Raw genomic sequence first — 26,437 nt, forward strand, 5'->3', positions numbered from 1 at the left:
CGCCTTTCTTTATTGGAACCCCAGTCTGAAAAGACTGGGGTTCTTTTGTTTATAGATACCACGTGTTCGCCATGCGGCTTTCTTTATTTTCTAAAACTAATTTCATCCAGCCCAATTGTGTATTCTGCACGTTGATTATTGTTGACATCCCAAATTTCCATTTTTATTTCAGGAATTTTCTTTTTCCAACTAATTGTCAATAAGCCAAAATGGTTATCCATAATAGGGCCTTCAATTCTATTTTTGTTGGGTGTCGCAAAGTGCCAAGTGGAGGAAAGTCCGCTGGAGGTAAAGTCGTAAATAGGATATAATTCGGGTTCTGTAAGTTTAGAAATTTCACCATAATGAACGTCTCCGGTCAAAAACAAAATACCGTTTGCTTTGGTTTTCTTGATTAGATCTAATAATCTTTGTTGCTCCAGTGGAAAATTAGCCCAGCCTTCATACCCGTTGTACTCAATCCCAAACTGGGATCCTGAACCAATTAGGCGAAGATCAGCTGGTTTTTGTAGTTCTGTTTCTAACCATTTCCACTGTTCGGCTCCTAGGTATGTGGAATCCGGGTTTTGTACTGGTGCATAGTCCAAGGAGTAAAAATAACGTTTGTCATCCTTAAATTCGTTATTATATAGCTTGTAATCATCCCGGAAAGTACGGTTGTCTAACAGGATAATCTGTACTTTTTTGCCTTTAGTTTCATACAAATAAGAGGTATATATTCCCTCGTGTTTTCGTCTTTCGGAAGCTATAGGTTCTTCAAAAAAATTAAGAAAAAGTTCTTTTGATTCTTTCTTTTTGGGATAATGCCTTCCTGCATCATTTTGGCCGTAGTCGTGATCATCCCAAGTAGCTATGATAGGCATATTTTTTTTCAAATTTTGAAAAGTAGGTTTAGCTGCCAATTGCTCGTATTTTGCTTGCAGTGTGTGCATATTTTCAGTGTCACCGTAAATATTATCTCCAAGAAATATAAATAAATCTGGTTGGTGTTTTACCACGACATCAAAAATAGACAGGGAATTACTTTGGTTTGAACACGATCCAAAAGCAATTTTTGAAAGGTTCTTTTGCGAGTAACCATTGGAGGAAAGCAATGTTAAAGCTGCTAAAAACAAGGGTATTTTAAAGAGATTATTTTGAATCATTTTTTATTGTTTTGTTTTATAATTGTATTTAAAAGGAGATTGGTTGTCCAAAAAAATTAATGCTTCTCTACAAATCACATGGTGACTTTTAGAAGGTATTTTTAAACGGTGACAATTAAAAATATAGGTTTGAGTAATAATTTTAAACTTAATTATAAAAAAAAATCTTCTCAAATGTAATAAAAAAAAAAGATCTAACTAAAATCACATTATAAACGTATTGTTACTATATTGCCTAAAAACAGATTGGTTGGCTGTTAATTAAAAGTTAAACCAATAGATTATATGTAATTTACAAGTGCTAAAATTTATTTTTGATATTGATTAACTAATAAAAAACCTATTAATGAAGAAATTTTTCATTTTAACTTCAATCGCAGCATTAATGCTTGTGCCTACAACCCAATTTGCACAATCGAAAAGAAAAAAAGATAAAAACACCACTGTAGCCCCTCCTCCAGAAAAGAAACCAGAAGCTACCATCAAAGAATACAGCAAGGTGATTACGAAAGACGCCGTTTCTGACGAAGGTTTGTTTATGGTACACAAAGTGGACAAAAAATATTTTTTCGAAATCCCGAATAAATACTTGGATAAAGACATGCTTTTGGTAAGTAGGTTGGCTAAATTACCGGCTAATTTAGGAGGCGGATATGTAAATGCGGGTTCCGAAACCAATGAACAATTAATTATCTGGCATCGTTTTCAGGACAAAATTCTGATCAAATTAAAATCATTTAGTGCCGTTGCCAATGACAGTTTACCCATTAGTATTTCAGTAAAATCAAATAATTATGAACCTACTTTATTTGCTTTTGATATTGTAGCATTTAGTAAAGATTCGTTAAATACCGTTATTGATGTGACTAAATTTTATAGCACTGACGTTAAATCAATCAGTGGTTTATCTAGTGAAATGAGAGAAACCTATAAAGTAAAAGGTCTCGATGAATCCCGTAGTTTTATCAATACGATGAAAAGTTATCCTATGAATATTGAAGTGGTTCAGGATTTTACTTACAATGCATCTAAACCGCCTGTTCAGGAAGATGCAGAAACAATTAGTATCCAAATGAATCAATCGATGATTCTGTTGCCGGAAAAGCCGATGCAACCCAGATTAGCAGATCCGCGAGTGGGTTGGTTTACCATGAGCCAGATTGATTATGGAAGTAATGAATTGAAATCCGACAGTAAAACCTATATCCGCCGTTGGAAATTGGAACCAAAAGATCCTGTCGCTTACGCAAAAGGTGAACTGGTAGAACCCATCAAACCTATTGTGTACTACTTAGATCCTGCCACGCCTGAAAAACTACGCAAATACATCAAACAAGGAATTGAAGATTGGCAAAAGCCTTTTGAAACTGCTGGTTTTAAAAATGCAATTATTGCCAAAGACGCGCCTACTAAAGACGAGGATCCTGATTTTAGCCCGGAAGACATTCGGTATTCTGTGATTCGTTATGTAGCGAGTACGACGCGTAATGCGGTTGGACCAAGTGTTTCTGATCCCAGAACGGGAGAAATTATCGAGAGTGACGTAATTTGGTACCACAATCATTTGCGTTCCTACAGAAACCGTTATTTGTTAGAAACCGGAGCAGCAAATCCTTCAGCAAGAACCTTGAATACCACTGACGAAGAAATGGGTGAAATGATGCGCATGGTTATTGCACATGAAGTAGGGCATGCGCTTGGTTTTCCTCATAATATGGGAGCGAGTTGTGCGTATGATACTGAGAATTACAGAGACGGTGCCTTTACTCAAAAAAATGGAATTGCAGCGAGTTTGATGGATTATGCCCGTTTTAATTATATCGCTCAACCTGGAGATAAAGACATTCGTTTCATACGCCAGATGGGGCCTTACGATCATTATGCTACCAATTGGGGCTATAGAGTCATTCCTAATGCCTCTTCTCCGGAAGTAGAAGTGCCTATTTTAGACCAATGGATTATGGAAAAAGCAGGAAACCCTGTTTATAAATATGGGAAACAAAGTAGTAGTTTTGATCCAACTTCACAAACGGAAGATATTGGAAATAATTCCATGAAAGCAAGTTCATACGGACTTAAAAACTTGCAATATGTAGCTTCTCATTTATCAGAATGGACGAGTGATGTGACTAATAACTATGAGGATTTAGACGAATTATACAAAGAAATGCTGGATGTCTGGAGTAGATATGTGGGACATGTGGTAACGAATGTGGGCGGTGTTTATGAAACAACCAAAAAGCCAAACCAAACCGGAAATATTTATGAAATTGTACCAAAAGCAAAACAACAAGAAGCCATGCAATGGTTACAAGCCAATGCTTTTACTTCTCCAACGTGGTTGGTGAATGTAAGTACATTGAAAAATATTGATTACTCCGGTTACACAGAACGTTTTCGAAATTTACAAGCCAGACATTTGAATGCTATGTTGAGTTTTGAACGAATTGGTCGATTGATGGATGCGGAAATAATGGGAACTACTAATTATAAAGCATTAGATCTATTGAGTGATATGCGTAAAGGAATTTGGAAAGAAGCCAATTTAGCTTCGAATGTGACTATTTACAGAAGAAATTTGCAACGCGCATACATTGAAAGAATGAGTTATCTGATGAAAGAAGAAATTAAATCCGGACGTTCTTCTGACTATTATAATGTGGCTCAGTCCGATGTGAGAGGATTGGTGAGAGGCGAGTTAAATGTATTAAAAACCATCTTAGCAGTTGCTAAAACCAGAGTTGTAAATGCAGAAACAAGATACCATTATGAAGACGCGATTAAAAGAATTGAATTGATTTTAAATCCAAAATAATCAAAACTTAGATTCTGTTTTACAAAAAAAATCCGCTTTCGAGCGGATTTTTTGGTGTTATAAAAAAAGATTTTATACTATGAAAATGATTTACTTCAAAGGAAATGTAGCTTCGAAAGCCTTAAATCTGGACTCTAAATCATTTAGCAATTGTTTTTTTACAGATGCCTCTTTGATGAAACTGTACTGAATGCTGTTGTACACATATTGCTTTATATCTTTATAGGAAACGTCTTTGTATCTTTTGGCTAACAAGACATATTGTTCGGTCATATTCGTGCGTAAAATCCCTGCATCATCCGTACTAATTACGATTGGCACGCCAAATTCTTTATATAAAGTCAATGGATGACGGCTTTCTTTTACTTTCAAAATAAACTCATTGCTTACTAAATTGATTTCGATAGGAATGGTTTTCTTTGCCATATAACGCAGCAAATTATACGAATCTTTCTCGTAGGCCATATCTACTCCGTGCCCAATACGGTTGGCTCCTGCAGTATAAACGGCTGATCCAATATGCCACGTTAACTCTTCTGGTTGTACCAAACCAAGCGTCAACTCGCCGGCGTGCATTGTATATTTTACATTTGGATAACGGGAATGACAGTATTTAAACATTAGCATGTGTAACCAATAATCCTTCATCGAGGTTTCTCCATCTTCTGGAGAAACAATGTTAACTCCTGCCATCAGTGAACTTTCATCTGCAGATATGAATGCGATTACCAGATTTTTGAATAAATCTACGGGTTCCATAAATCGTAATACAAAATTTTGATACCGCATTGTAAATTGTTTGTCATCGATTTTAAGGTCTTTGTGCAGCTTAGCAACAAAATTGGTATTGAAGGCTTTAGCATAGGATTCCGCATCTTTTTTTAGTAGTGAATTGTACACCGAATCCAATGATTTTAAAACTGCGTTTTCATCTTTTGCTACTGCTGATTTTCGTAATCTGGAATTGAATTTTGTTAAATCATCGGTATTCATATCGGTTGGGATTGTAGACAATTGGGTTTCAATATAACTGACATTTTCTGAAATAGCTCTGTTTTTAAGTTCCAATAATCCTTGTCCAAAATTCCCTTTGATGGCCGGTTCGAACTTCATAAATGATTCGAAAAACAACTTGTCGGATGGATAATCTACATCATTATAGTCTTTTACAGACCACTTTTGCATAATTTTTTGTTTGTATGCTTCTAATGTTCCGTTATTTTTCAATGTCGAAAAAAATTGCCAGTTTCCCGTTGCTGGTTTTTCTTTTAACACATCCATCGTTTCAATATTGAGATAAAAATTGTCTGCAATAGCGCGTTGCAATATGGATTCAGCGTAAATGGAGCCTGAAAAATGATGATGCAAATCACCGCCTTTTGGCATTTGCGAAAAAAACGCAGTTAATTTTGCTTCATTGTTTCTAATCTTTTCAAAATAGTCATTCGTTGATTGTGAGTAACTATTATTTAAAAAAAGTGCGAAGAATAAAGTATAGAGTAATTTCATGATTTTTTAATTGTATTGGTAGTATTTTACTAGTTCTTTTTCCAAAAATGGTTTTTTGCTTTTAAGCTTTTAATGCAATGGATATTTTTTACGATTGAATCTATTGATGTGGTATTTAAATCCTTGTTTTTGAAAAAAAGATATACATTTTGCCAAATTTAAGCAATTTCACTTTCTGTTTGGTGAAACAATTAAAAAGTTTTATTTTTGCAACTCTTATGAAATACGATAATCTTATAATCTCTCAAGGTACTCCGCCTTAATTTATAGTTTTTAAATCAAAAGAGTTTTCTAAAAACATTTTACCACATTTTTTGTCGATACAACTTCTTATTATGAAATTGTACCCAAATATTCTTATTATCATTATCACATGAAAAAAGTATTTAACTTATTTGATTTTTCACGGCAAGTCAATTACAAAACAGAAATTTTAGCAGGATTAACCGTGGCTATGACTATGATTCCGGAATCATTATCTTTTGCTATTGTAGCTGGTTTTCCTCCGTTGATGGGCTTATATGCTTCTTTTATTGCGGGATTGATTACAGCCGTTTTTGGAGGAAGACCGGGAATGATTTCCGGAGGAGCAGGAGCAACAGTAATTGTTCTAATAGCTTTAATGAATTCAAATGGAATAGAATATGTTCTTGCAGCAGTTGCTTTGGCCGGAATTTTACAAATTTTAGTAGGGCTTTTTAAACTTGGAAAATTTATCCGACTGGTGCCACAACCCGTTATGTTTGGTTTTGTGAATGGATTAGCCGTCATTATTTTTATGTCGCAATTGGATCAATTCAAAACCTTTGTAAATGGTAAAAGCGAATGGCTTTCTGGAACATCTTTCTTTATTATGGCAGGGTTAGTTGCATTGACAATAGCAATTGTGGTGTTGCTACCCAGACTAACAAAAGCAGTTCCATCTTCATTAGTGGCAATTATTGTGGTATTTGGACTGGTTTTTTTCTTTGGAATCGAGACCAAAACGGTGCGGGATATTGCTTCCGTAAGTGGCGGTTTTCCACCTTTTCATATTCCTAATATTCCTCTTAACCTGCAAACGTTACAAATAATATTTCCTTACGCATTAATCATGGCTTCTGTGGGATTGACAGAAGGATTATTGACCTTGAATTTAGTCGATGAAATAACTGAAACAAAAGGCAAAGGAAATAAAGAGTGTATCGCCCAAGGAAGTGCTAATATTTTGAATGGTTTTTTCTTTGGAATGGGCGGTTGCCCTATGATTGCACAAACATTAGTTAATCTTTCGGCGGGTTCCAGAGCGCGATTATCGGGAATCATTGCTGCACTAACCATACTTGTAATTATTTTGTTTGGTGCTCCAATAATTGAACAGTTGCCTATGGCGGCTCTGGTTGGTGTCATGATTATGGTAGCAATTGGAACATTTGAGTGGGCGAGTTTCAGAATCATCAACAAAATGCCAAAGCACGATATTTTTGTTGGTATTTTAGTGGCACTAATTACAATAATCTTACATAATTTAGCTTTAGCCGTCTTAGTTGGAGTCATCATTTCTGCATTAGTTTTCTCTTGGGAAAGCGCTAAAAGAATTAGGGCTAAAAAATACCTAGATGATAAAGGAGTGAAGCATTACGAAATTTATGGGCCTTTATTTTTTGCTTCAACAACCGCTTTTTTGGAAAAATTTGATATTTTGAATGATCCAAACGAAGTCATTATTGATTTTAAAGAAAGTAAAATTACCGATATGAGTGCTATTGATGCCGTAAATAAAATTACAGAGCGGTATGCAAAAGTCGATAAAACGGTTCATTTGCGACATTTAAGCGAAGATTGTAGAGTGTTATTAAAAAACGCGGATAGCGTAATTGACGTAAATATTTTGGAAGATCCTACTTATAAAGTTGTTGTTGACTAGCTTTACAACTTGAAGCAACTCAAAAAAGAATAGCCACAGATTCGCTAATTTTATATCTTTATCCGAATTACAATCGTTAAAAATATAGCGATAATCTTACTTCGTATTTTTATAATAAGCTATACTTTCATCGCCTCTGCAGCTAATCGTCCTGTTTTCAGAGCAGCATTGATAGAACCATTGAGTAAGTTGTCGCCACAAATGAACAGCGTATCTGATATTTTTATTTCCGAAACAGCAATCGTATTTCGCACACTTGCCTGATTAGGCAAAGCATAGTCAATGCGATACGCCTTTAGAATTTTCCACGAACTTACTTTTTCACCATACCATTGTTTCAGCTCTTGTTTCATGTTTGCAGCCAAAGTCGCATCGTCAATAGGTGGGATTCCATTGTAGGAAACGGATATAAGCACTTTTCCTTCTGGCGCATAGGCTTTAGAAACATTGGAGACCACAGTCATATTATTCACCCATTTTTTATTAGGAGAGGCATTTAAAACTACAACCGCTTTGTCAGTAGGCGCCTCGTTAGCTTCAAAATATATATTGGTTACCTGACGCGAGGTCATTTTTTGTTTCGGAAAGAATTTTTGGGTAAGTTTGTTTGCGGTCGTAGCCAAAAGGATTTGGTTGGCTTCGATAACGGTTCCGTCTGCCGTAATTACGGTATTTTCATTAATAGCAGTTACATGTGTATGGCATTGAATATTGCCTTCTGGAAGCATGGCAACTAATTGTTTTGGGATTTCTTCCATTCCTAATTCAGGAACGGCCACATCACCATCCGAAAACATTTTCATCACAAAATCGAACATTCTGCTGGAAGTTTGCAGTTCGTCTTCTAAAAAGATGCCAGAAAGGAAAGGCGCATAAAAACGTTGAATCATTTTTGGACTAAAACCATAATCAATCAATTGTTTGCTGGTAGCTTGTTCTGGTTGTTCGAAAATTTCGTCAATTGTTAATTTTTGAAGTTTATTTTTTAACCAAAGTGTATTTATTTTATCTTTTAAAGTGCCAACGGGAGCAAAAAGAGTGGCAAGTGCCGCTGACGGTCTTCGGAATGGATCTGCAATTTCAAAACTTCCTTCGTCATACAGCACGGTGGCTCCGGGTAACATTTTTTTTAAATTCAAAGCCTTGTAATCAAGTAATGACTGTGTTTCTGGATAAGCCGTTAACAGTACTTGAAAACCTCTGTCTAAAAGAAAGCCCTCATGGGAATCCGTTTTTATTCTTCCGCCCGCGCGATCAGTGGCTTCCAGAAGAAGTACTTTTCGACCCTGACGGTGCAAATGAACTGCTGCGGATAATCCCGCCAATCCCGCTCCCACAATAATTACATCCTGTTTCATAGCTTATTAATAATATTTGGCACAAAAATAAGCCAAAAAGCGTTTTAGTGTCACTGAAAGAAACTACAATTTAAATTTTGATTATTGTTGCTGTATTTGAAATTGCATCATTAAATCAGTTTGTTCGTCATTTCCTAAGCTAAAAATATGTTTGTCAAATACAACAAATTCATTTTTAGTATAAAATCGAATGGCTCGGTGATTTTCTTCCCAGACACCAAGCCAAATATAATCAACGCCAGTGCGTTGTGCAATCTTTTTCACTTCGTTCAGCAACAGTCGCCCAATGTTTTTACCATGAAAAGTTTGTAAAACATAAATCCGATGTATTTCTAAAGCATTTTTGTTTATATTTTCCGTTTGAGCATCACCAATGTTTATTTTTAAATATCCAACGATATTTGATTTTGAAATGGCTATATAAAAAAGGGAATTGGGATTATTTATTTCAGTTGTTAATTGTACTGCATTGAAGTTTTTTTCGATGTAATTAGTGATGTTTTCAGGGGTGTTTACAGCAGCATAAGTCGCTGTAAATGTTTGGATACTTATCTTTTGTAGTTCTTTAAGATCAGCGATTGTAGCTTTTCTAATTTCAATTAGATTCATGTTGGCCTACTCTTTTGTGTTATTTTTTAAACTCAAAAATACCAAAAAAAAGGTTGCTAAACTAAATCCTCTAGTACACTATTAAACAAATTAGTTTAAAGGCTCTTGATTTCTTGATTTCAATTAGTACTTTTGGGAGAATTAATAAAAAGCGCTCGAAAGAGTAATGTGTATGAAAATTGTAATATCGCCAGCCAAGTCGTTAAATTTAGAGAAACAGCTACCTACGGAGTTGCACACCCAACCTTTGTTTTTAAAAGAGTCGCGAGAAGTCCACAAAGTTTTAAAAGAGATGAAGCCTGCTGATTTATCAATTTTGATGAGTATTTCAGATAAGTTAGCAGATTTGAACTGGAAACGAAATCAAGATTGGAAAACACCTTTTACCACTTCAAATGCACGTCCGGCTGTGTTTACTTTTGATGGTGATGTGTACATTGGATTAGATGCGTATTCGATTCCAGAAAAAAGAACAGAAGCTTTACAAGAGCGTTTAAGAATCCTATCCGGTATGTATGGCTTGCTGAAACCATTGGATTTAATTCAGGCGTACAGATTGGAAATGGGCACCAAATTACCCATTGGCGAAAGCAAAAATCTGTATGAATTTTGGAAACCAATCGTTACAAAAGCTTTAAATAAAGAGCTCAAAGAAGACGAATTGTTTGTCAATCTTGCAAGCACGGAATACTTTTTGGCAATTGATGTCAAGGCGTTGAAAGTTCCTGTGATCACTCCAGAATTCAAAGAGTACAAAAACGGAAAATTAAAGATCATCAGCTTTTTTGCCAAAAAAGCAAGGGGAATGATGGTGCGTTATATTATTGATACGGATGCTCAAACGATTGAAGATTTGAAAGGGTTCAATTATGATAGCTATCAATTTGATGCAAATTTATCGGAGGGCAATCATTTGGTTTTTACCCGTTAGAGACGCTATTAATCGGCTCTTCATTAATGCATGGCATCAGCAGGATTGATTTTGTTTTTTCCTCTTTTGATAAAAAAGATGATTGGAATACAACACAGAAACATAATTCCCAGATACAGAAAAATATCCATATATGATAAAACGGTACTTTGTTTCAGGACAGAATAATCAATAACCTGATAGGCTTTTTTCAGCGATTCATTAGCACTAAATCCTTTTGACATAAACCCTTTTTGCAACATTATAACGCGTTGTTGGACTTCGAACTTGCTGGCATCTAAATTTGAAATCAAATTTACTCTGTGTTCCTGACTAAATCTCGTGATAAAGGTGGTGATAATTGCAATTCCAAATGAACCTCCCAATTGGCGCATCATTCCTGTAAAGGCTGCACCTTCGCCAATATCCTTTCCTTTCAAGGTGGAGAGTGACAGTGTAGTTATGGGTACAAATAGCAGTCCCAATCCTATTCCTCTTAAAATCAATCCCCAATACAGATGCTCAACACCCGTATTAGGAGTCAAGCTGTTGTGCATCATCATCGTAAAGAAAAAGAAAATCAAAAATCCAAGACCCACCATATAACTTTGCGGAACACCTCTTTGAATTAATTTCCCAATAATAGGCATCATAATAGCGGTGGTGATTGAACCCGGAATAAGCAATAATCCTGCGTCTGTAGCAGTCCAGCCTAGAATTGTTTGGGTATAAATTGGAATTATTAAGGTAGAACCATAAAGACCAAAGCCCAATATGAAACACATTATGACACCAATTCTTAGATTTCCATCTTTTAAAACCCTCAAATTGACAATAGGATGTTTATAGGTCATTTCTCTCCAAATGAATAATATTAAGCCAAAAACGGATACCGTACTCAAGAATATAACTGTTATATTGTTGAACCAGTCATCTTGTTGTCCGTGTTCTAGAACATATTGCAAAGAACCAATAAATACGGTCAACAGAAAAATTCCTAACCAATCCACCTGTTTGGCTTTTAGTTTTTCTCCATATTTAGGACTTTTTACAAAAGTTAACGCTAGAATAGTAGCTATGATACCAATGGGAATATTGATATAAAAAATATAAGGCCAAGAGAAATTGTCAACAATATAACCCCCTAATGGCGGACCCAAAGTAGGTCCCACTATAACTCCCATTCCATAAATAGCCTGTGCCATACCTCGTTTTGCAATGGGATAACTCTCCGTTATAATGGTTTGTGCGGTCACTAATAAAGCACCACCTCCCAAACCCTGAATAAATCTAAACGTAATAAGTTCCCATATATTATTGGCATTGCCGCACAAAAAAGAGGCTACTGTAAAAATGATAATGGAAGTCACAAAATAATTTCGTCTTCCAAATTGTTGTGAAAGCCAGCTGGTCATAGGGATTACAATCACGTTTGCAATAGCATAAGCAGTAATGACCCAAGCAACATCATTTAATGTGGCACCCAGACTTCCTCTCATGTTTGTAAGTGCCACATTGACGATAGTGGTATCTACGATTTCAAGTAAAGCACAAAGTACTGCTGTGATCGTAATAAGAACTCGTCTGTAGCCATATTCTACTAAATCGTCTTCTCCTGCTTGTACCATTTATACTAAAGTGTAAACTATCATTTTATTAAAAGAGGTGCCGTTTTTAATTCAAAAAAACAGCTTTAATCTAAATGTACATCAACATCTACATTCATTCCCGGACGCAGTAATTTTATTTTTTCAGGGTCATTTGTTGAAATCAAACTTATTTTAACAGGTAATCTTTGAATGGTTTTTACAAAATTTCCTGTGGCATTATCTGGCGGTAACAAGGAGAAACGGGATCCTGTTGCTGGGGAAAAGGAAGTAATGGTTCCCTTGAAATCATATTCGGGATACGCATCTACTTTTACGATTACTTTTTGGCCAATAACCATTTTGTTGAGTTGCGTTTCTTTGAAATTAGCAACTACCCATGCTTCATTGTTGTTGATAATATAAAATAGGGATTGCCCTGGTTGCACGAGTTGTCCCGGCTGAATATCAATTTTTGATACCTGACCATCAATAGCAGCAGTGATAGCAGTGTAGGTTAAATTTAATTTTGCGGCATCAAGCATTGCTTTTGCTCTTTGTATATTGGCTGCAGCCACTTCTGTCTGTTTACCTGAAACTTTAGATTTAGCTATAATAACTGATTTTTGAAAGGCAGTGGCTCTTTCTTGTTGTTGTAACACGCGTACTTGACTTTCAGCTTCCAGTTTGGCGGCTAAAGCCTGTTCGTATTGTTGTTTTGTGATCGAATGGCTTTTGTATAAATTATCATATCGATTGTAATCACTGGTTATGCGTCCCAATCTTATTTTTGCGGATTCGATATTACCACTTGCAGATCGTACATTGGCATCCGAAACAGAAATACTGGCTAAAGCACTTCCTATATCAGCTTTAGTAACTTCAAAATTACCTTCAGCGCCAATCATTGCAGCATGTGCTTCTTCAATTTTTAACTGGTAATCCCTTTTGTCAATGGTAAAAAGCGTATCGCCTTTCTTTACAAAATCATTGTCCTTGATGTACACTTTATCCACATATCCTGAAACTCTTGGGATAATTGGGTTCATGTTTTTTTCAATTTGCGCATCATCAGTTTCTTCGTGAGATTGTGAATGCAGGTATTTAAAAGTTCCGTACGTCCCACCTAAAACTACCAATGCCACTAGGATAATGATAAATTTTGTATTTGTTTTTTTGTTTTCCATGGTAGGTATATTATAATTTTGAAATAGTGAAGGTTTGAGATAATTGGCCGGTTACCGAGAGTAACTCATAATATTTTTGAATGGTATTGGCTTTGGCCAAAGTCTTATTGATTTTAGAACTCAATTGCTCTACATCAGCCTCCAGTAAATCATTGGTGTCCGAAAGACCATTATCATATTTATCTTTGATGATTCTGTAATTTTCAGAAGATTGTTCCAGCGCTTGTCCATAGACAACATCTTGTTTTAAAGCTAAATCATAATCTTCAATCGCTTTTTGAACTTGGATTTTAATATAATCTGTTAGTATGGCTTCAGAGTTTTGGACTTCTAAAAATTTATTTTCGGCCAGCCGCACTAAAGTTCCGTTTTTTAGAATGGCACTCAAATCATACGAAAGCCCGACGCCTATATTCATCGCGTTTTGCACCGTAATCACATTGCTCAGGTCTAATGCCGTATACCCGCCAACTAATGCAATGGCCGGATAGTACGACCCTTTTGCTATTTTTATATTGGCTTCACTGGCTTTTCCCTGAAACCGAAGGGCTTCTAAATCCTTCCGATTTTCTAGTGCAGGTAATTCATTTTCAGGGATATTAGTCATTTGAAAATCGGCAAAATCACGCTCTCGAATCTCTAATTTTGTGTCCGGATTTAGTTTTAAAAGCGTAACCAGGTAAAAGTTGATGATTTTTAAATTATTATTTGTTTCGTCTAATGACAATTGGATTTTCGAAGCCTGTAATTGGGATTTTAACAAATCATTTCTGGGGATAATTCCATTTTTTTCAAGGGCTATAAAATCGTTTACCCGCTGTTGCGCACTTTTTTGATTTTCTTTTAGCAGTTCAATTGTTTTCTGGGCTTTGTATAAACTGGCATAATAATCAATCACCCGCAACGCAATTTCCTCCTTTGTTTGCAATGCCGTAGCCATTTCTGCCTGATACAAATTTTCATAAACGGTGATGCTATTTTGAATTTTAAAACCTGCGAAAATCGGAACACTGGCATTCAACTGTCCAATCATTAATTGATTGACAATTGGAAGTGCTTCCTGAGTTCCTGTATTATTTTGATTGAGTTTGAAATTAACAGAAGCATTTGCCAATCTTTGGTATTGTCCTGAAAGTTTCAAATCAGGATATTGATTGTTTTTTGTGGATTGCAGCTCGTACTTTTTGGTTTTTACTTTTGTATTGGCTAGCGTAACTTCATTACTTTTGGTCCAAGCCAAATTGATGGCTTCGTACAATGTTAAACTTGTTTTTTCTTGCGCTGCTGCAGATGAAATTCCAATGAAGAAAATCACAATGAGCATGAATGGACTAACTTTCATACGTAGATAATTTTTGTTTTTTATAGGAATATGGAATTCGCATAGGTCTTTATTATTTTTTGCATAGCATTTATGGGGCGCTCATTTCATGGATCAGAAGTGCCTTTACAGTTTGTTGAATGTGCGTTGTCAAATTGGTTTTGATATAATTATTGTATAAATCTTCTGTTTTTAAGTTTAATAAATTTTCGAAGAAAGGTTTGTTCATGTGAAAATGAAAAAAAGTGCCCAGAATTGTGGGTGTGATAAGCGGAATAATAACATCTTTTCTGAAAATGCCTTTATTCTGGCCTTCTTCAATTATAATTTCAAGGGATTTTAGATTTCCCTTTTTTAATTCTGAAAAAACCGAAAGATTTTGTTTGCTTTTTTTGGAGGGGAATTCAAAGTGTAATATTCTATAAATCCCTCGATTACTATTGATTCTGTTGATGTACAGTTCAATCAGCTTATTGATTTTGTCAAGGGGTTCCAGATCTTCCAGCAATAAATGTTCTAATTGATTTTTAAGATCTGAAGTTCTGTACACTATAAGCGATTCCAGTAGTCGCTCTTTGGACCCAAAATAATACGAAACCATAGCAATATTGATTTTTGCCTCTTTTGCTATGTTCCTAATCGAAGTGCCGTCAAATCCCTTTTCTGCAAAAAGAGTTTCTGCAACTTCCAGGATTTGAATTTGTTTGTCGTTAAAATTATGTTTCAATGGAATTTAATTTTTTCAAAAACAAAACTAAACAAGCGTTTAAATTAAACAACCGTTTGGTTTTTATTTAACATTGTTTTAACATTTTAAATAAAGCCGAACGGTTTTTTTATTTTTGATAGTCTCAAAAAGGAAGGTTTCGGGAACGGTGACTTCTATCTAAGATTGTGAATATCTATTTTAGGAATAGTTAATTTAGTTTCCTTTAAAATCTATCTTTGACATCCTAAAAATAAAATAAAATGAGCACAACTTGGTACGAATGCAAAGTAAAATATAGAAAAACAGATGAAACCGGCGGGCAAAAAATTACGACTGAACCCTACTTGGTAGATGCGTTATCTTACACAGAAGCCGAAAGCCGAATTAATGAAGAAATGTCAGCGTATATTAGTGAAGAATTCAAAATCACGAATATAAAAGTGGCTAATTATGCCGAGATTCATCCTTTTGAAAATGCAGATCGCTGGTTTAGATCTAAAGTTTCATTACTCGCCTATGACGAAGAAAGTGGCAAAGAACGCAAGACCAATATGTATTTATTAGTGCAAGCCAATGAGGTAAAAGAGGCTTATGATAATACTATCAGTGTGATGAAAGGCACGATGGGAGATTATACGATTCCTGCTATTTCAGAATCTCCTATTATGGATGTTTTTCCGTATTTCAGTGGAGAAGAAGGAGAATTGGAACAATTAGAAAGGTTCAATGCAATCAAAGCCTCTAAACCGGAAGCAACTGTCGAGATAGAAGATCACATGGAATTTGAAACCGCACTTGAAGAAGAAGTTGCAGTTTAAGACAAATTGTATTAAATAAAACTCACCGTAAATTCGCAAATTATAGAAACCGTTGCTAACTGTTTTTATCTGCGAATTTGCGGTTTTTAAATTTTAATACTAAGTTTTTTATAATTCCAATTGGTTCTGTCTAGCCAAGACTTTCTCGTATGCTTTTCGTGGGCTTCCTCTAAAATATACTTCGCCACAAAAGGTATAACCTGAACTTTCAAAAATTTTTATCATGGCAATGTTGTCAAAATTGGTATCTGCTTTTATGCTGTAAATGAGGTTGCTTACCGCAAAATCCTCAATGTGTCCGAGAATCATTTTAGCCAAGCCTTTGCCTAAATACTTTTCAGCAATAGATACGCGGTGCAGTACAACAAAATCATCATTGGTTAACCAGTTCCCTTCAATTTTCTCATAAGCGGGTTCGTCATTGATTAATACCGCGCTATAACCAATAATGGTTTTTCCTTCAACCAAAACAAATCCTTCCCCTTTTTCAATGTCTTTTTGTAAAACCTCTGGATTTGGGTAACCGTCTTGCCATTGATTACTGCCGTCTTCTTTTCTTCGAATGATAGCTTGTTGTAATATCTCCCATATTGGGGATATCTCAGAGGGTTCTGCTTTTCTAAAGTGATACTTGATCATCGTAATTTAAGTTTTTTAGGGTATTCGCTAAAGTATTTCTGCCGCTTACTAAGAGTACTAAATTAGGTTTTATTTTTCGTTTTTTTTTAGCTTTGGTCTATAAAAGAGTATTTTTTTATACTCAAAAGAAGCTGTAGAGTACAAATGAATCAACTTCTGGAACATTTATGGAATGACAGAACAGAACAGTTGAATAAAAAAAAGACTACAGCTATTCCTGAAATTAAACTAGAGTCAAATTTAACAATGATAGCGGTGGTGGGCATCTAACATTATTTGTCAATAGATAAAATACGTTTTTTCTGTTTAATGAGGGTGTAAATTATTTGCGCGAAAAACCCAAAACAAATCCTAAAGTATTCTAAATTGTATTGATTTACAGTTTTTTATTTCTGAATTTTGATATCTAAAGATAGATCATGAAAAAGAAAATTCTGGCCTTAGGAAGTCTAACATTGCTCTCAGTAACTTTATTCGTAATGAATCTGTGCCATTCTACACCTAAAAAGGTAAAGGCAATACAAAATTTTAATAAAGACAAATTTCTAGGCAACTGGTACGAAATTGCACGGCTGGATTTTGTTTTTGAAAAAAATTTAAACAATACCACAGCTGAATACTCACTCAATGAGGATGAAAGTCTTAAAATGATAAATCGGGGTTTTAATTTTATAAAGAACAAATACGTGGCAGCTACAGGCAGGGTTAAGTTTGTGGGCGATTCAAACACCGGAAAATTAAAAGTTTCTTTTTTTGGTCCATTTTATTCAGGGTACACCATTATAGCACTTGATTCGGATTATAAATATGTTTTGGTTGCGGGGGAAAGCATTAAGAATCTGTGGTTGCTTTCACGAGATAAAACAATGCCTCAAAATATAAAACAGGCGTATCTAAAAACAGCACAAGACCTTGGCTACAATACTTCACAACTCATTTGGGTCCAACACAATTAATTGATACAATTGAAAACGTACTTGCTTATTTTCAATAATTGGTACGTAGTACGTTCCAATTGAAGCCGTAAATTGTGCAGGAATGTATGAAAAAAAATATTTATTAATTTTTTCAGGAAAAATTAGAATAGTATTTTTGTCACATGAATTTATCCAAATCAAGTGTTTTGTTTATGGCAGCCTGCACAGGACTTATCGTTGCTAACCTCTATTATTGCCAACCCTTAATTATTTTAATAGCAGCCGAATTTAAAATCCCCGTAACGGATTCCGGTACAATAACCTACCTGACGCAAGCAGGGTATGCCATTGGACTTTTTTTTATGGTTCCGCTTGGCGATAAGATTGAACGTAAAAAACAGATTTTAATCACCACTTTTGCCTCAGTAATAGCCTTGATTATTGCGGCTACTGCCCAAAGTTTTGTGGTGCTAGAAATTGCTTCATTACTTATTGGTATTACTTCTATAGTGCCACAATTGATTTTACCTTTGGCTGCCTCTTTAAGTAAGCCGGAAGAACGGGGTAAAGTGGTAGGGACCATTATGAGTGGTTTGCTTGTGGGGATATTATTATCTAGAACCCTTAGCGGCTTTATTGGAGATATTTGGGGCTGGCGAGCCATGTTTTGGATAGCCGCCGGAATATGTTTGTTTATTTTTTTTGTAATCTACAAGCAATTTCCATTCAACCAACCAGTATTCGAGGGAACTTATGCGCAATTAATTCAATCGCTTTTTTCTCTGATAAAAACCCAACCGTTATTGCGAGAAGCAACCGTGATGAATGTGTTTTGTTTTGCTCAATTTGGAGCGTTTTGGACCACAATGGTGTTATTGCTTTCTGATGATCCTTTTCATTTTAATAGCGCAACAATAGGTCTTTTTGGCGTGGTGGGCGCTTCCGGAGCATTAGCGGCGCCTTTAGTCGGTAAAATCGGAGACAAAGGCAGTTCTAGAGTTGTTGTGGGATATGGCAGTTTATTGATGTTAGTCAGTTTTGTTATTTTTTATTTTTCAGGACAAAGTATTATCGGAATAATTACAGGGATTGTCTGTATTGATATTGGTTTACAAAGTGTTCATATTTCAAATCAAACCCGTGTATATTCAATACTTCCAGAGGCACGAAACCGTATGAACACCGTATATATGTCGTTTAGTTTTTTAGGAACTGCGGCAGGTTCAGCTTATGGTTTGATGTTATGGAAATATGGAGGCTGGGAGGCCGTTACTTTGGGTTGTATTATTTTGTCTTTATTAGCATTAACTGTTTATGCAGTTACTTATAAACGCAAAGACAAAGTGCAAAAAGTACAATGAATTGATTATAAAAAAAGCGCAAAGTATTTTGACTTTGCGCTTTTTTTATAATACTCTGAAATACTTTAAAAAGAATATAGTTTTTTACATGAGTTTGCCAAAGAAAACAGCATTCCAAAACAATTTTTCTGTTCCCAGCCAGAAGGCTCGGAAATTAGTATTGTCTGTGAAAATTAAAATGGCTCCATCTCCTTTTCGAATGGCTTGAAACGGTACCGTTTCTTTTAACAATTCCAGTTTTGGTTTCGAAATGTAACCGCTCAACAATGGATTTTTAGTATATTGGATTGGATTACCAAAACTGTTTTTATTGGGTTCAATAAAAATAGAGGAGTTTCTGAAAATAGGCATCATATTTCGTGGCATTCCATAATTAATAGGATGTGATAAATCTAATCTGGTTTCAAATATTGCCCCGCCAATCTCTTGTGCTCCCTTGAAATCACTAGTTTGTTCAAATGAAATTGCTTTAGCTTCATTTTTAGTAGTTTTCAAAGTTAATTCAATTAATTTACTATCATTCAGCCATTTAATAGCATCCTGATATGCAATTAAAGTTCCTCCACTTTGAGTCCATTGCTCTATTTTAGCTGCTGTAGCTGGTGAAAGTCCACCATAATTTCCATTGACCATGATCAAAGTCGTATAACCACTTAGAGTCACTCTTTGTAGTTGTTCCATATCTATTTTAGTCAATGGAATTTGTGCTTTTTGATCAAATAAATGCCATAATTCTCCCGCATCTGATGGATCAACACCACGTCCCACGACCATAGCTACTTTAGGCATGGTAAGATTGACTAGATTGGGATTTCCTAAATTGGCACCATCAGTAAACCCGGTTTCTACGGCGGTAATAGCAATAGCGTATTCCGGGATAATTTGGTTCAGGTACGCATACATTTCGTCTGAACTCATTGTCTGATTCTGAACAGGTACTAACAAACTCCCATAGGAAAAAGTTTTTCCGTTGTGGACAAATGGTTTCTTAGTGGTTTTTATACGCAGTCCTTTGGCCTGTAATTGGTATAAAAGTTTAGGAGAATTGTAGTCTGTCCATTCGATTAGGTATCCTACATCACTTTTTTGATTGACCGTTCCGGGTTTCAATACATTTTCGTAACGTGCCCCGGCTTGTGAAAGGGAATTCAGTTCCTCAAAATTTAAATTGAAAGCCAGATCAAAATTCCATGCTGAAATGTCATAAAAGATACTGTCTTTGAACTTGGTTTGTCTATCAAAAATAGCGTGTATGAGCTTTGAGTTTTTTTGTTCCATGGGAATAATAATACTCAAATCTTTACTGAATTTCTTTTTGTTGATGGTGATGTCTTCTTTCAATTGCAGCATTTCAATTTTATGCTGGCTAAGTATTTTGGCGAGTTCTTGAACTTTAGTAGCATCTTTTTCATCTCCAAATACATAGCCTTTTGTTTTGTTTCTTTTACTTTCGGCACTGGAATTAGTAAAAAAATCGCGTTGGTATTCCAGCAACTCTTTTCGCATTTCATACGCAGCCTGTAATGATGACAAGCTGGTTGTAAATTGATTTTTGATGGTAAATGGAAAAGTGATTATTCCGTTTACGCTTTGTTGGGCATGTCCTCTTGAACTTGCTTGTTCAAATAAAATACCGATACCTCCATTGATGTCAGGATAGGTAGATCCTTTGCCGTAATAAAAGTCATCAAAACCATCTTCGACATAATAAAAACTTCCGATTTTATCCAATGCTTTGGCATGGTAGCCTGCAATTTTTTTGGTTAGTTTTTGGTTTAATTCAGGAGTGAGTGGGTTGGTGCGGCTTTGAACTCCCGGCTGAAAAAAGTAAGTCGAATTAGTTCCCATTTCGTGAAAATCACACAATACATTTGGCATCCATTTCCTGAAAGTCCTAATGCGCGCCTGACTTTCTGGAAGTTGAACGGGAAGCCAGTCTCTGTTCATGTCAAACCAGTAGTGATTAAATCTTCCGCCTGGCCATGCTTCATTAAATTCTCGATCATTAGGATCTGTTACTAAGTTTTTACTTTTATGGCTGTTCACCCAAGTTGAAAAACGATGCAAACCATCTGGATTTAAACTTGGATCTAATAGAATAATCGTATTATCCAGCATTTTCTTTAGTTCAGGACTTTCTGAGGCTGTAAGATAATAGGCCAGAGCAATTGCGGCACCGGTTCCGCTGGATTCATTTCCATGGATTGAATAGCTTAAATAGAGTACGATAGGCAAATTAGATACATCCGAAGCATTAGTATCTGAATCCGATAAAGCGAGGTGTTTTCTATGAATTTCATCAATTTTTGCTAAATTTTCAGGACTTGAAATGGTAAGTAATTGTAGTGGACGGTTTTCATAAGTGTAACCGGTTGTTTCTATTTGCACTCTGTCAGAAGCTTTTGCAATAGCTTCCATAAAGCGAACTACTTGATTGTGATCAGTATGCATTTCTCCTAATTCAAAATTAAAAACACTTTTAGGTGTCGGAATTTTGTCATTGTACGTTTCGTTTTGCGGCAAAAAATACGCTAGCGGTACTGGTCTTTCTTGCGCATTGCAAATGAAACTAAAAAAGAATAAAAGGTAATAAATAGATTTCATAGATAAATAGGTTTTTAGTGGTGACGGTATAAAAAGAATCATTTGAATACAGGTTGTGTTAGAATTACATCAAAGATTAAATTTCAAGTAGCTTTAAATAGGATCCTTTTTAAGACAGAAAATTGGAAGAAATTTCAAGATGATTTATCAAATGTAACGTTTTAGTGAATAGGTTCAAATAAATTAATTTTGTAAATTTGCATTTCAATAAAAATTAAAAAGCAATGGAAAACGGAATATATGCTAAGTTCAACACCACAAAAGGGGCTGTTTTAGTAAAACTAACGCACGATTTGACTCCTGGTACAGTTGGGAACTTTGTAGGATTAGCAGAAGGTAACTTAGAAAATAAAGTTAAACCACAAGGAGTTAAGTTTTATAATGGATTAAAATTTCACAGAGTAATTCCTGATTTTATGGTACAAGGCGGTTGTCCACAAGGAACAGGAACTGGAGATCCAGGGTACAAATTTGATGATGAGTTTCATCCAAGTCTAAAACATGATCGTCCGGGTGTTTTGGCGATGGCCAATTCAGGACCAGGAACGAATGGTTCTCAATTTTACATTACACACATTCCTACGGAATGGCTGGATAATAAGCATACTGTTTTTGGCCATGTAGTTGAAGGTCAGGATGTCGTTGATACTATCGCTCAAGGCGATGTTTTAGAGACTTTAGAGATCGTTAGAGTAGGAGACGAAGCTAAAAATTGGAATGCAATTGAAGCTTTTATTAGCTTTAAGGGATCACGGAACAAACGTGATGCTACTTTGAAAGCCGATGCTGAAGCTGCGATGGAAAAATTAGCTGCGGGTTTTGAAAAAACAGAAAGTGGACTGCGTTACCAATTCATCCAAAGAGGAGAAGGTAAAAAAGCAGAAAGTGGAAAAACCGTTGCTGTTCACTATGAAGGTTCATTAGAGAATGGAAAAGTGTTTGATTCCTCTTATCCAAGAAAAAAACCAATCGAATTTAGATTGGGGCAAGGTCAGGTTATTGAGGGTTGGGATGAAGGAATTGCCTTGTTGCGTGTAGGTGACAAAGCACGTTTTGTAATTCCATCTCATTTAGGGTATGGATCTCGTGGTGCCGGAGGAGCAATTCCGCCAAATGCTACTTTGATTTTTGATGTCGAATTGATGGAAGTAAAATAGTTTTTAGTACTCTTTTCAGCGACTAGAAAAGATAAATACAAAGAATCCCAAAACGAAAGTTTTGGGATTCTTTTATACCGCTTATTTCTAAGGCTTTTTTATCGGAATACTTAATTGTCAATATTTATTCTTACTTCTTGGTAATTGGCATCATAGCGCCAGGAAAAACCAATACCTCCATACAGTGCAGATGGAGTATCTTTAAGACTTGTACTTATTGAGGCATCAATTTGCATGTCTTTATTTAACAAATAAGCAGCGCCACCACGAACAATTGCATCGCTGTAAAAATCACTTTTGAACCCCTGATTTTCTACAAATCCGGACCATTTGTTATTAAACCCTCTAGTCAAAGTTACCACGTAGCCATAACTCGGGAATTCAGTAGTAATATAGTCAGCAATGATATTCGTCACAAAAACCCACCTGCCATCGCCTAAGTGGTTTTGGGTAATCAACATAATTTTTGGAGATATACTGGATTCAGGGGAAAAAGAATAGGGATTGTCTGCCATCGTAAAATTAGCTCCTGCAAATATAGATACAGCAGGAATTAATTGATGCCAGTCAAAACTTTGATTGGCTTTCCAGCTGTAGAGGTTTGTTTTTTTTTCATAATTCCGGAAAGGATCATACACTAAATATTTAGCTCCCAGAACCGTTTGCTTGAAGTCTGCACGATTGGTTTTGTTGAATAAAGAAGTGTATTGTTCGTTTTGGTATTGTATATCGGCTATCAATTCCAGCTTTTCCATGAATAATCCCCATCGCAATGTGGCATCAATCCCAAAACCGTTTGCATCATAGTTCAATAAACGATGGTTTTGTTTGATCCCGTAAACACCAGTTTCTATTTGGATAACAGACTTTCCAACAGCAAAAGCCGACATGGTTTCACCCGGTCTGTTCGAATTGATTTGATCCGTATGTTGCCCATAATGAATACTTGGAATCATTGAGAGAGCTACAATTAGTAAGATTTTGATTTTGGACATCTTATTTTTTTTAGTTAAAAAGTAACAACGCTTTTCAAATGTAGTATATTTTATTATTTATTTAAGAGAGATAGTTTAATTTTGAACAGTTGATTTATTAATTTTGGAAAAAATTACAATTATATGCAAACAGCTTCATTTACTGGTTTTATAAAAGCACTTTTTTATATGATTGCTTTCTATTATATTTTTAGATTTTTGGCGAAATTATTTCTGCCATTATTAGTAAAAAAAGTAGTGCAGAAAGCAGGCGAAAACATGCAGAAGCAACAGCAGTATGCACAAGAGAATACGTGGCAAAAAACGCAATCGAAGGAGGAAGAAGTTCTTTACACAACAGCAAATACTAAAAACCCACGCGAAACCAAAAAAGTGGGCGATTATGTTGATTACGAAGAAATAGATTAAATTTGTCGTTATCAGCATCATTTTTACTATAATCCAAACCATTTTACATTGAAAATAATAAATAAGTTCTATCCACACGCCTTAGCCATACTTGGTTTTGTTGTGATTTCTCTGATATATTTTTATCCTGTGTTACAAGGAAAGCAAATTTTCCAGTCTGATATTGTGCAATATACAGGAATGGCCAAAGAGCAAAATGACTTTAGAGCCACCAATGATGTGGAGCCGTATTGGACTAATTCCGCATTTGGAGGTATGCCAACCTATCAACTAGGAGCAAAATATCCACACGATTACATTGGTGCGATAGACGATGCATTGCGATTTTTACCGCGTCCGGCTGATTATTTGTTTTTATATTTTCTTGGATTTTATGGTTTGATGCTGGTATTAAAAGTGGATCCCTTAAAAGCCTTTTTTGGAGCATTGGCCTTTGGTTTATCTACATATCTGATTATTATTCTCGGTGTTGGTCATAACGCCAAAGCGCATGCGATTGCATATATGCCGTTGGTTATTGCCGGATTTATTTTGGTGTTTCAAAAAAAATACATACTAGGAGGTTTGATTACACTTTTTGCGACAGCATTAGAAATCAATGCGAATCATTTTCAAATGACCTATTATTTATTGATTTTCTTATTGATTCTTTCTATATATTTTGTGTACCAGCAAGTAAAAGAAAAAGACTATAAATCGCTACTGTATTCATTTGGAATACTTGCGGTTGCGGGAATATTTGCTATTGGCACCAATGCGACTAATTTATTAGCTACTGCCGAATATGCAGATTTTAGTACTCGAGGGAAAAGTGAATTAATCTTTAATCCTGATGGTTCAAAAAAGGATAGTAATAGCGCCTTGACGTATGAGTACATAACGGAATACAGTTATGGAATTATGGAAAGCTTTAATCTGATAGCGCCCCGACTTTTTGGAGGCTCAAATAATGAGGCAGTAGGAAAAGACAGTAATATGTTTGAACTAATGGTGGGCAAGGGCGTACCAGAAGATCAGGCAACTGATTTTGTTTCAGGAATGCCAACCTATTGGGGAGATCAACCCATAGTTGCTGCTCCCGCATACATTGGTATAGTGGTTTTCTTTTTGGCTATTATGGCCTTGTTTATTGATACACGCAAAATAAAATATGTATTCCTTTCTGGAGCTGTAGTTGCTTTGATACTTTCATGGGGGAAGAATCTTCCTTTAGTGACTGATTTTTTTATTGACTATATTCCTATGTACAATAAATTTAGAGCAGTTTCCTCCATACAAGTTATTCTTGAATTGTGTTTTCCTGTTCTGGCTATTATGGGCTTACAGTCTTTCTTTACATTGGACAAAAAACTACAAAAGAAAGCCGTAATGGAGACCGGTGTTTTAGGGCTGGGATTAATACTGATCTTGTTTTTTAGTAAAAGTATGTTTAGTTTCTCTGGAGGTAATGATGCGTATTATCAACAAAGTTACGGACCTGACTTTGTTAATGCCTTAAAACAGGACCGAATGAGTTTGTATAGTGCTGATTTATTGCGATCTGGTTTCTTGATAGTAATTACAGCGGGTATTTTATGGTTGTTTATTAAAAATAGGTTTGCTCAGAAAACCGCTATTATACTTGTAGGCTTATTGATGGTTTTTGATTTGTTTTTTGTTGATAAAAATTATGTGTCAGGAAAAGATTTTGTCAGCGGTAGGGAAGTGGAAGTCCCATTTCAGGAAACAGCTTCCGATGTTGAAATTCTCAAGGATACAACTCATTACAGAGTTTTTGAAGTAAGTGGAAACTTGTCCAGCGCACGGGCTTCTTATTTTCATAAATCAATAGGTGGTTACAGTGCCGTGAAGCCACGAAGAATGCAACAATTATTTGATTATCAAATTGCCAATAATAATATGGAAATCCTAAACATGCTAAATGTCAAGTATGTAATTCAGACGGATAAGGAAGGAAAAGAATTTCCAACTTCGAACCCAAATGCCAATGGGAATGCCTGGTTTGTAAGCAGCGTGAAAGTGGTTAATACCCCTGATGACGAGATGAAATCGTTAGGACAACTAAATACTAAAGATGTCGCAATATTTAACCGGCATGAGCATGGATCTAAGTTTAGAAATGTTGGATTGAAAAGAAAATGGGATACCAGTGGAACCATTCAATTAGACGTATACAAACCCAATTATCTTAAATATACTGCTAATAATACTAAATATGCTTTAGCAGTTTTTTCTGAAATATATTATGAAAAGGGATGGAATGCCTATGTTGATGGCGTAAAAACAGTTCATTTCCCTGTTGATTATGTATTGAGAGCACTAGTTCTTCCAGGGGGTCAACACAAAATAGAATTTAAGTTTGAACCTCAAGTTATAAAAACCGGAAGCACGATTACGTTGGTAAGTTCCATAGGAATGTTGTTGCTTTTGATTGGTGGGATTTATTTTGAAAGAAAAAAAAGGCGTTAGCTGTCTGATATTTA

At 35.5% G+C, this 26,437-nt stretch carries 20 protein-coding genes; 9 read left to right on the forward strand and 11 right to left on the reverse strand.

Features of this window, described 5'->3' with window-relative positions:
- Positions 1 to 83 precede the first annotated feature (83 nt).
- The gene (locus EKM00_RS12235) at positions 84 to 1,145 is read right to left on the reverse strand and encodes an alkaline phosphatase D family protein (RefSeq protein ID WP_126516390.1); all 1,062 of its coding nucleotides are present in this window, start codon (positions 1,143 to 1,145) and stop codon (positions 84 to 86) included.
- 346 nt (positions 1,146 to 1,491) lie between these two features.
- Between EKM00_RS12235 and EKM00_RS12240 the strand changes: the two genes are divergently transcribed.
- Positions 1,492 to 3,960 (forward strand): zinc-dependent metalloprotease, encoded by a 2,469-nt coding sequence (locus tag EKM00_RS12240; RefSeq protein WP_126516391.1) that lies wholly within the window; start codon positions 1,492 to 1,494, stop codon positions 3,958 to 3,960.
- Positions 3,961 to 4,050: 90 nt separating this feature from the next.
- Here EKM00_RS12240 and EKM00_RS12245 read toward each other — a convergent pair whose 3' ends face one another.
- Positions 4,051 to 5,469, reverse strand: a complete 1,419-nt coding sequence (locus EKM00_RS12245) for an adenosine deaminase (protein ID WP_126516392.1) — start codon at positions 5,467 to 5,469, stop codon at positions 4,051 to 4,053.
- A gap of 373 nt (positions 5,470 to 5,842) precedes the next feature.
- Here EKM00_RS12245 and EKM00_RS12250 point away from each other — a divergent pair, with 373 nt between their 5' ends.
- On the forward strand, positions 5,843 to 7,375 hold the full coding sequence (locus tag EKM00_RS12250; RefSeq protein ID WP_126516393.1) for a SulP family inorganic anion transporter: 1,533 nt from the start codon (positions 5,843 to 5,845) through the stop codon (positions 7,373 to 7,375).
- Between the two features lie 119 nt (positions 7,376 to 7,494).
- Here the strand turns inward: EKM00_RS12250 and EKM00_RS12255 are convergent, their stop codons facing one another.
- Together EKM00_RS12255 and EKM00_RS12260 are read right to left on the reverse strand one after the other, a co-directional pair.
- Entirely contained in the window at positions 7,495 to 8,733 is a 1,239-nt protein-coding gene (locus tag EKM00_RS12255) for an NAD(P)/FAD-dependent oxidoreductase (protein ID WP_126516394.1), read from the reverse strand.
- Between the two features lie 81 nt (positions 8,734 to 8,814).
- Positions 8,815 to 9,342, reverse strand: a complete 528-nt coding sequence (locus EKM00_RS12260; protein ID WP_126516395.1) for a GNAT family N-acetyltransferase — start codon at positions 9,340 to 9,342, stop codon at positions 8,815 to 8,817.
- A gap of 172 nt (positions 9,343 to 9,514) precedes the next feature.
- Between EKM00_RS12260 and yaaA the strand changes: the two genes are divergently transcribed.
- Positions 9,515 to 10,273 carry a peroxide stress protein YaaA gene (yaaA, locus tag EKM00_RS12265; protein WP_126516396.1) on the forward strand — a complete coding sequence of 253 codons (759 nt, stop codon included), beginning with the start codon at positions 9,515 to 9,517 and terminating at the stop codon, positions 10,271 to 10,273.
- A gap of 23 nt (positions 10,274 to 10,296) precedes the next feature.
- Here yaaA and EKM00_RS12270 read toward each other — a convergent pair whose 3' ends face one another.
- The 4 genes from EKM00_RS12270 to EKM00_RS12285 all read right to left on the reverse strand — a co-directional run bounded on the left by EKM00_RS12270 (position 10,297) and on the right by EKM00_RS12285 (position 15,073).
- The gene (locus EKM00_RS12270; protein ID WP_126516397.1) at positions 10,297 to 11,880 is read right to left on the reverse strand and encodes an MDR family MFS transporter; all 1,584 of its coding nucleotides are present in this window, start codon (positions 11,878 to 11,880) and stop codon (positions 10,297 to 10,299) included.
- A 65-nt stretch (positions 11,881 to 11,945) separates the two neighbouring features.
- Positions 11,946 to 13,025 carry an HlyD family secretion protein gene (locus tag EKM00_RS12275; RefSeq protein ID WP_126455910.1) on the reverse strand — a complete coding sequence of 360 codons (1,080 nt, stop codon included), beginning with the start codon at positions 13,023 to 13,025 and terminating at the stop codon, positions 11,946 to 11,948.
- Positions 13,026 to 13,035: 10 nt separating this feature from the next.
- Positions 13,036 to 14,367: a TolC family protein gene (locus EKM00_RS12280; protein WP_126516398.1), complete on the reverse strand. Its 1,332-nt coding sequence runs from the start codon at positions 14,365 to 14,367 to the stop codon at positions 13,036 to 13,038.
- Between the two features lie 70 nt (positions 14,368 to 14,437).
- Positions 14,438 to 15,073, reverse strand: coding sequence for a TetR/AcrR family transcriptional regulator (locus tag EKM00_RS12285; protein WP_126455914.1), 636 nt, complete (start codon positions 15,071 to 15,073; stop codon positions 14,438 to 14,440).
- A gap of 242 nt (positions 15,074 to 15,315) precedes the next feature.
- Here EKM00_RS12285 and EKM00_RS12290 point away from each other — a divergent pair, with 242 nt between their 5' ends.
- On the forward strand, positions 15,316 to 15,873 hold the full coding sequence (locus EKM00_RS12290) for a DUF4494 domain-containing protein (protein ID WP_126455916.1): 558 nt from the start codon (positions 15,316 to 15,318) through the stop codon (positions 15,871 to 15,873).
- Between the two features lie 108 nt (positions 15,874 to 15,981).
- Here the strand turns inward: EKM00_RS12290 and EKM00_RS12295 are convergent, their stop codons facing one another.
- A complete protein-coding gene (locus EKM00_RS12295) occupies positions 15,982 to 16,512 on the reverse strand; it encodes a GNAT family N-acetyltransferase (protein ID WP_126516399.1) in 531 nt (176 codons plus the stop codon).
- A gap of 419 nt (positions 16,513 to 16,931) precedes the next feature.
- On the opposite strand from EKM00_RS12295, the gene EKM00_RS12300 reads away from it, so the two are divergent.
- Together EKM00_RS12300 and EKM00_RS12305 are read left to right on the forward strand one after the other, a co-directional pair.
- Positions 16,932 to 17,468 (forward strand): lipocalin family protein, encoded by a 537-nt coding sequence (locus EKM00_RS12300; RefSeq protein WP_126516400.1) that lies wholly within the window; start codon positions 16,932 to 16,934, stop codon positions 17,466 to 17,468.
- Positions 17,469 to 17,611: 143 nt separating this feature from the next.
- Positions 17,612 to 18,790 (forward strand): MFS transporter, encoded by a 1,179-nt coding sequence (locus EKM00_RS12305; protein ID WP_126516401.1) that lies wholly within the window; start codon positions 17,612 to 17,614, stop codon positions 18,788 to 18,790.
- Positions 18,791 to 18,874: 84 nt separating this feature from the next.
- On the opposite strand, the gene EKM00_RS12310 is transcribed toward EKM00_RS12305, so the two are convergent.
- On the reverse strand, positions 18,875 to 21,394 hold the full coding sequence (locus tag EKM00_RS12310) for a M14 family metallopeptidase (RefSeq protein WP_126516402.1): 2,520 nt from the start codon (positions 21,392 to 21,394) through the stop codon (positions 18,875 to 18,877).
- A 224-nt stretch (positions 21,395 to 21,618) separates the two neighbouring features.
- On the opposite strand from EKM00_RS12310, the gene EKM00_RS12315 reads away from it, so the two are divergent.
- On the forward strand, positions 21,619 to 22,551 hold the full coding sequence (locus EKM00_RS12315) for a peptidylprolyl isomerase (RefSeq protein ID WP_126516403.1): 933 nt from the start codon (positions 21,619 to 21,621) through the stop codon (positions 22,549 to 22,551).
- A gap of 110 nt (positions 22,552 to 22,661) precedes the next feature.
- Here the strand turns inward: EKM00_RS12315 and EKM00_RS12320 are convergent, their stop codons facing one another.
- Positions 22,662 to 23,546 carry a transporter gene (locus EKM00_RS12320; RefSeq protein ID WP_199734695.1) on the reverse strand — a complete coding sequence of 295 codons (885 nt, stop codon included), beginning with the start codon at positions 23,544 to 23,546 and terminating at the stop codon, positions 22,662 to 22,664.
- 123 nt (positions 23,547 to 23,669) lie between these two features.
- Here EKM00_RS12320 and EKM00_RS12325 point away from each other — a divergent pair, with 123 nt between their 5' ends.
- Together EKM00_RS12325 and EKM00_RS12330 are read left to right on the forward strand one after the other, a co-directional pair.
- Positions 23,670 to 23,954: a DUF4834 family protein gene (locus EKM00_RS12325; protein ID WP_126455421.1), complete on the forward strand. Its 285-nt coding sequence runs from the start codon at positions 23,670 to 23,672 to the stop codon at positions 23,952 to 23,954.
- Positions 23,955 to 24,002: 48 nt separating this feature from the next.
- Positions 24,003 to 26,423 carry a YfhO family protein gene (locus EKM00_RS12330; RefSeq protein ID WP_126516404.1) on the forward strand — a complete coding sequence of 807 codons (2,421 nt, stop codon included), beginning with the start codon at positions 24,003 to 24,005 and terminating at the stop codon, positions 26,421 to 26,423.
- The last annotated feature ends 14 nt before the right edge of the window (positions 26,424 to 26,437 follow it).

Source organism: Flavobacterium sp. RSP15 (assembly GCF_003968755.1).
Lineage (GTDB): Bacteria > Bacteroidota > Bacteroidia > Flavobacteriales > Flavobacteriaceae > Flavobacterium.

What these genes read in the sequence shown, in the direction of transcription:
- EKM00_RS12235 (WP_126516390.1), bottom strand. Translation starts at nt 1,145, where the DNA reads ATGATTCAAAATAATCTCTTTAAAATACCCTTGTTTTTAGCAGCTTTA.
- EKM00_RS12240 (WP_126516391.1), top strand. Translation starts at nt 1,492, where the DNA reads ATGAAGAAATTTTTCATTTTAACTTCAATCGCAGCATTAATGCTTGTG.
- EKM00_RS12245 (WP_126516392.1), bottom strand. Translation starts at nt 5,469, where the DNA reads ATGAAATTACTCTATACTTTATTCTTCGCACTTTTTTTAAATAATAGT.
- EKM00_RS12250 (WP_126516393.1), top strand. Translation starts at nt 5,843, where the DNA reads ATGAAAAAAGTATTTAACTTATTTGATTTTTCACGGCAAGTCAATTAC.
- EKM00_RS12255 (WP_126516394.1), bottom strand. Translation starts at nt 8,733, where the DNA reads ATGAAACAGGATGTAATTATTGTGGGAGCGGGATTGGCGGGATTATCC.
- EKM00_RS12260 (WP_126516395.1), bottom strand. Translation starts at nt 9,342, where the DNA reads ATGAATCTAATTGAAATTAGAAAAGCTACAATCGCTGATCTTAAAGAA.
- yaaA (WP_126516396.1), top strand. Translation starts at nt 9,515, where the DNA reads ATGAAAATTGTAATATCGCCAGCCAAGTCGTTAAATTTAGAGAAACAG.
- EKM00_RS12270 (WP_126516397.1), bottom strand. Translation starts at nt 11,880, where the DNA reads ATGGTACAAGCAGGAGAAGACGATTTAGTAGAATATGGCTACAGACGA.
- EKM00_RS12275 (WP_126455910.1), bottom strand. Translation starts at nt 13,025, where the DNA reads ATGGAAAACAAAAAAACAAATACAAAATTTATCATTATCCTAGTGGCA.
- EKM00_RS12280 (WP_126516398.1), bottom strand. Translation starts at nt 14,367, where the DNA reads ATGAAAGTTAGTCCATTCATGCTCATTGTGATTTTCTTCATTGGAATT.
- EKM00_RS12290 (WP_126455916.1), top strand. Translation starts at nt 15,316, where the DNA reads ATGAGCACAACTTGGTACGAATGCAAAGTAAAATATAGAAAAACAGAT.
- EKM00_RS12295 (WP_126516399.1), bottom strand. Translation starts at nt 16,512, where the DNA reads ATGATCAAGTATCACTTTAGAAAAGCAGAACCCTCTGAGATATCCCCA.
- EKM00_RS12300 (WP_126516400.1), top strand. Translation starts at nt 16,932, where the DNA reads ATGAAAAAGAAAATTCTGGCCTTAGGAAGTCTAACATTGCTCTCAGTA.
- EKM00_RS12305 (WP_126516401.1), top strand. Translation starts at nt 17,612, where the DNA reads ATGAATTTATCCAAATCAAGTGTTTTGTTTATGGCAGCCTGCACAGGA.
- EKM00_RS12310 (WP_126516402.1), bottom strand. Translation starts at nt 21,394, where the DNA reads ATGAAATCTATTTATTACCTTTTATTCTTTTTTAGTTTCATTTGCAAT.
- EKM00_RS12315 (WP_126516403.1), top strand. Translation starts at nt 21,619, where the DNA reads ATGGAAAACGGAATATATGCTAAGTTCAACACCACAAAAGGGGCTGTT.
- EKM00_RS12320 (WP_199734695.1), bottom strand. Translation starts at nt 23,546, where the DNA reads ATGTCCAAAATCAAAATCTTACTAATTGTAGCTCTCTCAATGATTCCA.
- EKM00_RS12325 (WP_126455421.1), top strand. Translation starts at nt 23,670, where the DNA reads ATGCAAACAGCTTCATTTACTGGTTTTATAAAAGCACTTTTTTATATG.